This is a genomic window from Winogradskyella sp., from assembly GCF_013213975.1.
Classification (GTDB): Bacteria; Bacteroidota; Bacteroidia; order Flavobacteriales; family Flavobacteriaceae; genus Winogradskyella.
In genome coordinates, this window is record NZ_JABSST010000097.1 from 1 (window position 1) to 9,503 (window position 9,503).

Consider the following 9,503-nt stretch of genomic DNA (forward strand, 5'->3'; position numbering starts at 1 on the left):
TGTGCTTTATAGGCAACTCCAAGTTCCTGCTTGCTTATTATGCCTTCACTTCTATATGTTTCTTTAAAATAGCCACCTTCGGGATGAAGTTCTAATCCTAGTTTTTCTATTATATCATTAACGGAATTCATTTTACTTTTATAAATACCTTTAAGATTTTACTTTATTAGATTATTCAAAAACAGCAACAGTGTTAACTGGTGACATTGTTTCACCCTTGTTTTATTCATTGAGCCATTTTACTACATTAGTTGTAAGTCTAAGACTATGGCTCTAATTTAAAGTATTGCGGTGTTTTTCACAATGATTTTATAAAACATAACGATTTCCCCTTTATATGTCCAGATTGTGTTTTTGGCAACGCGCTAATATATCATCAATGACGATGAGTTTCTTTAAAGATTTATAAGAAAAATCACGACAAATACCTTTTGAATAGAAGTTTAATAATGGCATTTTATCAATAGACATTAGAAGATGCTCTATTTCTATATAATTAATGACCTTACTAAAGGTTCCTGTATATTCTCCTAGCTCTAATTTTGATTTGCTGGAGTTTTAGTTTTGGGATTTTTAATACCCTCCATTCTTCATGCGAATTGTATATACACGGTTCTACCAGCGGTAGGTCTTTACTAAATAGGGGCCCTTGGCGAAAATCGTAGCTTAAGTTAATTATTTTAATCACAAGCCTTTTAAAACAAAATGAAAATTATAGAATTCTTTTTAAATGGAAAAACAAGGTTTTAATTTACAACAATCAATAAAAACAAGACTTAAGCTCTTCTTCTGGATTAAAAGATTTTTGCGTATTCACTTTATAGCTAACAACTAAAATATTCAACGTTTAATTGATTTTAAACTGATATAAAAAAAAGTTGCAAAACCAGACATTCTAATTTTGCAACGATGTAAAAATTGAGTTACACTAGGCGATTTTATGTTATAACAAAAGCCTTCATGTTCTCTTTAAGTTAGCGGGGGGTTATTCTTTATTTTTTATATTTCAAATTAATTAGTCCTTAAGACACATTACAATATTAATTTATTTTGTTAATTTGACAAAATAAATCTCTAAAGAATTAAAAATTTCTTTAATGGCTAAGCAAAAAGAGTTAATATCAAATCTGCATATACCTGGGATTGTACCTTCAATATCAATAGATTGTGTGGTATTTGGCTATTTAGAGAAGAAACTTCATGTCTTGCTGATTAAATATAAGGATACACAGTCATGGACACTTCCAGGCGGCTTTCTTTATGAAGGTGCTGAAATGGACGAGACTGCAACAAATATTGTTAGTTCACGTACTGGTATAGATAATGTGTATTTAAATCAATTTTATACATTTAGTTCATTAGACAGGCATTGGAAACATAAAAAGAAAGACTGGGAATGCTTACAGACATTACTTGCTAAGTTGCCAGAAAGAGATCAAAAGCCATTTGAAGAATTAATGATTCAACGCTATATTTCTACCGCCTATTTTGTCCTCTTAAATGCTGCAGAGGTAAGAGTAAAGCCTGATATCCACGGGCAACTGTGTAATTGGATTTCTCTTTCGGAGATTCCCGAGTTAGTATTAGATCACAATGAAATAGTTAATAAAGCTATACGCGCATTAAGAAAGCGACTTAATTTTTTGCCCATCGGAAAGACTTTAATGCCAGAGAAATTTACTATGTCGGATTTTCAAACCCTTTATGAAGCCATTTTGGGTAAATATTTAGACCGTGGTAACTTTCAACGTAAAATCATGAAACTTGGATTTTTAATTCGTCATGAGAAACTTATGACAGGTGCTCAAAACAAAGCACCTTATCTCTATTCTATTGATCACGAAGTTTACGACAAATTGGTTGCAGAAGGAATAGGTTTCTAAAATTTAACAGTCGTTATTTACTTCTATCCAGTAACCATCTGGATCTTGAAAATAAATTTGGTTAATGCCATCATTTCTCATATAATCCTTATTTGGAGTATCCTTCCAGTCCGAATACTGGATATTTAGATCATCTAAGTGATTTATAAACGAATTTAAATATTGTGTTGCTAGTGCAAAGTGCACTGCTTTGTTAATTTTAATTTCAAAATCAGGTCTTGGAATGATATGAATTTGTGCGGTTTTAGTAAGCATTAACCAACGTGTATTGGATACTGAGGCTGTATTTTCAATTTCCTTAAGATTGAATACTATTTCGTAAAAAATTGACAGATTTAGCAACGTCTTTTACGGATATAGCTATATGATTAAATGTGAATTCCTGCATTGTAAGTTAATAATGAAATTTAAAGGTATTCTATAAGTAAAACTTAAGATTTTATAATATCACGATATTCCTCGAAAAAGGCTTCAAATAAAATCATATTGAGGTTGAAGAATTCCATAACTTCTTGCCAAGTATTTTTATTATGAATAGATACTTTACTCTCAAGTGGCAGGTAAATGCGTGAAATCTCCTTTCCATTTTCTAGAAAATAGGTTTCTTCATAAAGAGCACCAGATAAATAGTCGTTACGAAGAATACTCTTCAAAGCTACAAGCTTTTCCCAACAATTAATGCGGTTTTCGAGGTCATCTTCTAAATCAAGGGCAATCAAGGCTGATTTTGTGTCAAAATAAAATTTAAAGGACAGTCCTTTTATTTTGGTATTATATAAGAGCCATTTTCTTGGAAATGACTTTCCAAAACTTGTCCAGAATTCTTGACGTAGTAATCGACTTTCTTCTTTACTAAACATTTAGATAAAATAGGCAATGAGAACTCCTAAGCAAATCGCTACTAACTTAGAGAGATTAAATCTATGGCCTTCACTTGCCTCAAATAAAATTGTTGTTGATATGTGTAAAAAGATTCCAATGACTAAGGCATTTATACTCACCAAGAAGTTCTGATCCAGGTTAACTGAATTTGAAACCAATGTTCCAAGAGGAGTCATTATGGTGAAAATAAAAACAAATGCGACAGCCTGTTTTTTCATGTATTTTGACCTAAATAAATACGAAGTTAATAATGCCGCAATAGGGATTTTATGAATAAAAACACCATACACTATATCATTATGTTGGTGGATGGGGAATCCTTCTAAAAAGCTATGAATACATAGACTAATAAAAAGCAACCACGGAAAATTTGAGTTGTCTTTACCAATATGCACATGACCATGCTCAGCACCTTTGGAAAAGAATTCTAATATAATTTGGAGTAATATACCACACATAATAAAGAATCCTGTTTGCTTCGCATCTAAATGCTCATATACTTCAGGTAAAAGGTCAAACAAAGTTAATGCTAGTAAAAATGCCCCGCTGAACGAGAGCAGCAGTTTGGTGTATATGGACTTTTGCTTTCTAGTTAAGAAAGCAATACCAACACCAATTAGAATGGCATATATAGGAAATAAATACTTATTCATCTGCCTATTTAAATATCATTATAAGTCGTTCTGAAGTTTCTGGATGGAACTTATTAAGTTTATAATCACCAAATACATCTAACAAATAAACACCAGCCTTTCTAAATAAAAGATTAAAATCATCCAGAGATATGGCTTTAACACGTTCCTCAAAACAATAGTGTTCCTCATCAATATCGAATGCGATATCTTTAACTATATAACCATTCTTGACACTACGTTTCTGACGAAATGTTATGCCTTCAACAGTTTTTGTGTCCTCAGCGACTAAATTATTGATAACATAATTTACATTCATAAAATCGATAACGCCAAAACCATAGGCATTTAATTCAGTCTTAATGGCCTCAATAGTTCTGAGATTGTAATCGTCATTTTCAAAGTATCCAAAACTTGTAAATAGATTAAAAACTGCATCAAACGTTTCTGGATAAGGTTTAGTCATATTATGGACATCAAATCTTAAAGAATCATTTTCAAATTGCTTAGCGTAATTAATGCTGTGTTCAGATAAGTCTACTCCGGTAACGTTGTACCCCAATTTGTTGAGATAAACCGAGTGCCTGCCTTTGCCACAAGCCAAATCTAGTATTTTTCCGTTTTTTGGTAGATTTAAATAGTTCGTAAGATTATCCATGAAGCTTTGTGCTTCTGCATAATCACGGTCTTTATAAAGAATGTGGTAGTACGTCGTGTCAAACCATGACGCGTACCATGCTTTTGTTGGTTTAGTCATAATGCTAACTGTCCTGCAAAAATACTTTATTTTTGCTTTCAATTAGACGTAAAGTATGAATGATAATTTCAAAATGGTTGCCAAAACTTTGTTTGGCTTTGAAGATATATTAGCTAAAGAGTTGGCGCAAATGGGTGCTATGGAAGTGAAAAAAGGTGTTAGGAATGTTAGTTTCGTTGGTGATAAAGGTTTTATGTATAAAGCTAATATAGGATTAAGAACAGCAATTAAAATTCTAAAGCCTATAAAATCATTCAGGGTTGTCAGGGAAGAGGACTTATATAAGAATGTAAAACTTATTAAATGGGAAGATTATTTAAAATCCTCGGGGTCTCTTGCTGTAGATGCAACAGTGCACCATAGTATTTTTACACATTCTAAGTACACGGCACTAAAATGTAAGGATGCCATTGTTGATCGATTTCGGGAACAAAGTGGTACAAGGCCTAATGTGGATTTACGTTTCCCAGATTTGAAAGTTAATGTTCATATAGATCGCCAACGCTGTACAATATCATTAGATACTTCGGGCGAGTCTCTTCATAGAAGAGGGTATAAGACAGCGACTAACATTGCGCCAATTAGTGAAGTTTTAGCAGCTGGTTTAATAATGATGAGTGGATGGGATGGGCAATCTGATTTTATGGATCCGATGTGTGGTAGTGGTACTGTTTTGGCAGAAGCTGCTATGATTGCTTGTAATATACCACCCAACCTAATGCGCAAGGAGTTTGCATTTGAGCGTTGGGAAGATTGGGATGTTGATCTATTTGAAAAGATTGAGGAATCCTTGTTGAAAAAGACAAGAGATTTTCACCATAAGATTATTGGCTATGACAAATCACCCTCTGCTATTCGTAAAGCAAAGGAGAATATTAAAAATGCGCATTTAGATGAGTTTATTCATGTACAACATGAAGATTTCTTTAAAACCCAAAAGGCAGGACATGCAAAACTTCATATGGTTTTTAATCCTCCGTATGGAGAGCGTCTCGAAAATCTAAATATTGAAGAATTTTATGGTAATATTGGAACGACCTTAAAACATGGTTATCCAAATACGAATGCTTGGCTAATTACCTCAAACCTTGATGCTTTAAAGTATATTGGACTGCGTCCATCACGTAAGATAAAGGTGTTTAATGCTAAGTTAGAATCTCGCCTTGTTAAGTTTGAAATGTACGAAGGTAGTCGTAAAGCTAAGAAACAAAACCCTTAGAGATTCTTAGAATTATCTGTATTTTATCTGACTTCATTTTTTGGATTTGTGGCAATTAATTCTTTAACTAATTCTTTTACATAAGGTTCTAATTTCTTTTTCGGTTTATTGGGAGTGCAAAGAGTTTAGACGTGGTATAGCAAGACATTAGTGCTAAAATGAGCAGCATAAACAGTTGGTAATTCTTGCTTATAGGTTTCTTAAGGAAGTTTATAGTTTTTATAGAATTTCCGCTAATCGTAATGTTCATAGTTTTTAATTTCACAATTCCTTTTTTAATAAGAATTTTGAAATCAGCTTGTAGTTGAAGATATAGAACGTTGGCGCGGTGTGTTTTTTTCTTGTATCTCAAATTATGCGTCATTTCCCTTAAGATTCCTTGTTTTATTATTAGGATTTTTGTTAAATCTTCAAAAGAAGACACATACCTTTCGTGCTGATCATATTCTACATTTACATTGTAATCATAGATTACACCACTTCATACAGTAGAGTTAACTAATAAAAGGAATAACAAAACTGGTGATGGAATTAGATATCTCTTAGTTTTCATTTTTACCGATATCTAAAATTCAGTATTTAGAACACCAAATTCTATGACGAATGTCAGTTGGCGGATAATTATTTTTAGATCTAAAAGGACTTGAGGTCATTAAGTTGCATACTGTAGTCGTATTGCAAATCTTCATGAAGTCCAGTAATTTTCTTTTTTATAGATATGATTTGTCTTTCGTACAAATTGTTCAGCGTTCTATTTCTATGAATAGAAGGATGTAATTCGTTTAAACGCTCACAGAAATAGAGTAGAAGTTCAATTTCGGTTGATTTTTTTGAAGAATATCGACTATAGGTGCGAATTTGTCTTAGGATTTTTCGTATTGTTTTCTTCATGTAGAAGTAACTATCAGTATTCATTCCCTCAAATAATTCGTCCAATGTAGATTTAACACTAGAAACGTAGCCGTCTTCATCATGGGCTTCGAATAATAGATAGGTGAGTAAAGCTTTATTTTCTTTTTTAAACTTACCTAATCTTAAACAAAGCCCTAGTAAATCTTCCTTTGGTAAGTGTTGTAATTCTTTTTTTATCGTGACAATCGAGGCTATCTTCATATCACAAATTTAAAGTTTTTAGAACAGATTGTTTATAGGTCTGACCAATTGGAATCGTCTGATTTTCTATGGTTATTTGATTTCCGGAAAGATGGTTCATTTTATTGAGATTAACGCTAAATGATTTGTGAGTTCTAAGGAAGTTTGCTGGTAATATAGACAACATATTTGAAAACGTACTGTGCGTTACTATTGTCTTTGTTGATGTATGTACTTTGACATAATCGCCAAAAGCTTCAACAAATAAGATATCATTAAATATAACTTTGTGCAGCGCCTTATTTTCTTTAAGAATTATAAATTCATTGTCTTTTGAATCTGTTTTCAATAACTCTAAAACCCTATTTATGGCCGTAAGAAATCGTTCGAAAGAGAAAGGTTTTAAAAGATAATCTACAGCATTAACTTCAAATCCTTCTACGGCATATTGTGGATAGGCTGTTGTAAAAATTACCAGAGGCGGATGCTTTAATGTCTTGTAAAAATCTAATCCTGATTGTTGTGGCATATTAATATCTAGAAACAACAAATCAACAGATTCTTTTAACTGTAAGTATTTAAATGCCTCGGCAGTATTATGGCATGTCGCACGTAGATCTAAAACATCAGTGTCTTTTATAAAATGCTGCAATACGTTTTGAGATGAATATTCATCATCAATAATCAGACATGATATTTTTTTTTTAGTGCTCATTTTTAATAAGTAATTCAACTTTAAATTGATGCATTGATTCAGTAATGTTTAATTCATGTGTGCTCGGATAAACTAAATCTAAATTTGTTTTAATATTCTCTAAACCTACACCAAAATACTTGTCCTTTATTTTATTATCAGTTTGTAAATTGGCATTACTAATCACAAACTTAAAATTACTGTTTTTTTGAAATAATGCTATCTGAATAGGATCTGCCTCTTTACCAGATATAATTCCATGTTTATAGCTGTTTTCAATAAGTGGTAAAAGCAGCATTGGATATATATCAAAATTTTCGTTCTCAATATCTAATTTAAGATTTACTGGCGTTGGACTATTAATACGATGATTCTGGAAGGCGATATAATTTTTAATAAGTTTTATTTCGTCTTTTAAAGCTATGCGTTGCGTATCAGTATCGTAAATAACATAGCGCAATATGTCAGAAAGCTGTAATACAGCATCAGATATTCCTTCCTTCTTTTCCAATGCTAGCGCATAAATTACATTTAAAGCGTTAAATAAGAAGTGTGGGTTAATTTGAGCTCTTAGAGCGGATAGTTGCGTTGCTATTTGTTGATTTCGTTGTTTAAGAATTCTATTTTCATTAGTATTAAAATAAATCCAATCCTCAGCAAGCTTTATCAGTGTTGAAGCGATTAAGAAAATTGCAAATACTAAAAAAATATTCCATCCTGATAAATAGCTAATAAAAAAGAACCCTGGAAACAGCTGATCTAAAATAGGTTCTAATGCGATATCACAAAGTAAAGAGAATACAGCTAAATTAATTGCAAAACTTATTGCGTAAAGGAGATACTTCTCTCGCTTTAACAAACGCGGTATGAGTACATAGAAATTAATGCAGGCTGGAATAGCTAGAAATATGATGAACCCTCCTGTAAATATTAAGTCTGCGGTAAAAATAGATTTACCTTTTGAAAAGATAAATGCTAAGATTATAAATGCCAATAACCATAGCACACTGTTAAATAATAGTGGTCTATGGTAATTGGTTTTTTTTAAGATTGAATTTAAATTAAGGCTTTGCATTGCTCTTTGTTAGTTGTAAACTTTCAGAATTTTTCCATTTATTTTCAATGTCTGCCTTTTGGTATTTTTTTAAAAACGCATACAATTCACTTGATGATGCTGTAAGTAGAATGTCTTCTTGAATTCCTATAGTTTCATGTTTAATTCTTAACTTCTCAGCATTAATTAAATCCTTGACATTGTCCTCGTCAAGCCAATTGAATGAGATATTTGTTCCCTTGTCTATGTCTAATTTAGCCACTGAATGCGCATTAACAAGATGTTGTGCTGCTATTCTATTAAGGTCTTCAGCTTCATATTCTAAAGGGATAAAATCCAAGAAATACTGAGTATCTATTTTAAATGGCATTGCAATAAATCCTGCAGACTTTCTGTCTTTAATGTATTCTATGTAATACCCATCTTTATATTTATTAAAGGTCTTTATTTGGTATTCTGATATTGCCACTCCTTCTTTTCTGTCTTCTTCAAATTTTGATTTTAGTGATTCCACTTTCCATTGCCCTTTTTTGTTATCAGTCCAATTGCCAAGTAATTCTGCATTATAACTTAAACTTTCTGCGGTGTAAAATGGTTGAATAGATTTGATAATACATGAGTTGAGTAATACTGCTATTCCAATAAAAATAAATATTCGCCAATTTTTCATAATAGTTTGTTTTAAAAGTTTAAGCTAAACTCTAAAGATTGACTTATTCTATCAACAAATTTCGACAAACAAAGGTCAACTCATGCCAAACACTTTGAGGTATGAATAAAGTATCGATGTCTTACTAAATTTTATAGTGTTTTCTAATTTTCTTTTTGACTCTGAATAATCTAACAATGCCAATTATTAATATTACAGCAGACACAATTATGAGTATGATGCCATAAGACTTAAGATCGGAGAAGAATTCTAGTTTAAGAATGGTAACACCTGTGCCTAAAATGACTAAAAAGGTTCTGAAATAGGCTAAAAAGGTGCGTTCATTTGCCAGTTTTGTACGTTCTATGGCTAACCAATCTCTTGTAATAAGTGCATTTTGTTCGTCAGATTTATTACTCATTAGGTTGCTCCTTTTAAAAGATTGATACTTACAGTAGCCAAATCGCTATTTGGGAATCTTGCAAAATGATTGTCATCTGGTTTTAAACCTGCTTTTTCAGCAATTTTTCTAAAAACATCCACTTCTAAGATATATTGATCACTATAGCTATGAGTAGCATCATAGGCTGTAGCAGGAGTTTTTTTTATGATTTTAGCTGTTATAGTTGGACTGATGGTAT

At 31.8% G+C, this 9,503-nt stretch carries 12 protein-coding genes and 1 pseudogene; 2 read left to right on the forward strand and 11 right to left on the reverse strand.

All coding sequences use genetic code 11. From position 1 onward, the window contains the following. On the reverse strand, positions 1-131 hold a 131-nt coding region (locus tag HRU49_RS12910; protein ID WP_296357840.1), incomplete at its 3' end, for a cupin domain-containing protein. Positions 132-1,097: 966 nt separating this feature from the next. On the opposite strand from HRU49_RS12910, the gene HRU49_RS12915 reads away from it, so the two are divergent. Then, positions 1,098-1,883 carry an NUDIX hydrolase gene (locus tag HRU49_RS12915; protein ID WP_296357820.1) on the forward strand — a complete coding sequence of 262 codons (786 nt, stop codon included), beginning with the start codon at positions 1,098-1,100 and terminating at the stop codon, positions 1,881-1,883. Positions 1,884-1,886: 3 nt separating this feature from the next. Here HRU49_RS12915 and HRU49_RS12920 read toward each other — a convergent pair whose 3' ends face one another. From HRU49_RS12920 to HRU49_RS12935, 4 genes are all read right to left on the reverse strand, one after another. Next, the gene (locus tag HRU49_RS12920; protein ID WP_296357821.1) at positions 1,887-2,138 is read right to left on the reverse strand and encodes a hypothetical protein; all 252 of its coding nucleotides are present in this window, start codon (positions 2,136-2,138) and stop codon (positions 1,887-1,889) included. 176 nt (positions 2,139-2,314) lie between these two features. Continuing rightward, the gene (locus HRU49_RS12925; RefSeq protein WP_296357823.1) at positions 2,315-2,743 is read right to left on the reverse strand and encodes a DUF4268 domain-containing protein; all 429 of its coding nucleotides are present in this window, start codon (positions 2,741-2,743) and stop codon (positions 2,315-2,317) included. Next, the gene (locus HRU49_RS12930; protein WP_296357826.1) at positions 2,744-3,418 is read right to left on the reverse strand and encodes a ZIP family metal transporter; all 675 of its coding nucleotides are present in this window, start codon (positions 3,416-3,418) and stop codon (positions 2,744-2,746) included. A 4-nt stretch (positions 3,419-3,422) separates the two neighbouring features. Then, positions 3,423-4,154 (reverse strand): methyltransferase domain-containing protein, encoded by a 732-nt coding sequence (locus tag HRU49_RS12935; RefSeq protein ID WP_296357827.1) that lies wholly within the window; start codon positions 4,152-4,154, stop codon positions 3,423-3,425. 55 nt (positions 4,155-4,209) lie between these two features. Here HRU49_RS12935 and HRU49_RS12940 point away from each other — a divergent pair, with 55 nt between their 5' ends. Next, the gene (locus tag HRU49_RS12940; protein WP_296357829.1) at positions 4,210-5,373 is read left to right on the forward strand and encodes a THUMP domain-containing protein; all 1,164 of its coding nucleotides are present in this window, start codon (positions 4,210-4,212) and stop codon (positions 5,371-5,373) included. Between the two features lie 633 nt (positions 5,374-6,006). On the opposite strand, the gene HRU49_RS12945 is transcribed toward HRU49_RS12940, so the two are convergent. The 6 genes and pseudogenes from HRU49_RS12945 to HRU49_RS12970 form a co-directional block, all read right to left on the reverse strand. Further along, positions 6,007-6,486 carry a hypothetical protein gene (locus tag HRU49_RS12945; protein WP_296357831.1) on the reverse strand — a complete coding sequence of 160 codons (480 nt, stop codon included), beginning with the start codon at positions 6,484-6,486 and terminating at the stop codon, positions 6,007-6,009. A 1-nt stretch (position 6,487) separates the two neighbouring features. Continuing rightward, complete coding sequence (locus tag HRU49_RS12950) at positions 6,488-7,180, reverse strand: response regulator transcription factor (protein WP_296357833.1); 693 nt, start codon at positions 7,178-7,180, stop codon at positions 6,488-6,490. Further along, positions 7,170-8,234: a sensor histidine kinase gene (locus HRU49_RS12955; protein ID WP_296357835.1), complete on the reverse strand. Its 1,065-nt coding sequence runs from the start codon at positions 8,232-8,234 to the stop codon at positions 7,170-7,172. The genes HRU49_RS12950 and HRU49_RS12955 overlap by 11 nt, the downstream gene beginning before the upstream one ends. Beyond that, entirely contained in the window at positions 8,221-8,883 is a 663-nt protein-coding gene (locus HRU49_RS12960; RefSeq protein WP_296357837.1) for a hypothetical protein, read from the reverse strand. Before HRU49_RS12960 ends, HRU49_RS12955 begins: the two co-directional genes overlap by 14 nt. 124 nt (positions 8,884-9,007) lie before the next feature. Further along, entirely contained in the window at positions 9,008-9,283 is a 276-nt protein-coding gene (locus HRU49_RS12965; RefSeq protein WP_296357839.1) for a DUF202 domain-containing protein, read from the reverse strand. Continuing rightward, positions 9,283-9,503, reverse strand: a pseudogene (locus HRU49_RS12970) (class I SAM-dependent methyltransferase); the annotation flags it as partial. The pseudogene HRU49_RS12970 and the gene HRU49_RS12965, both read right to left, overlap by 1 nt.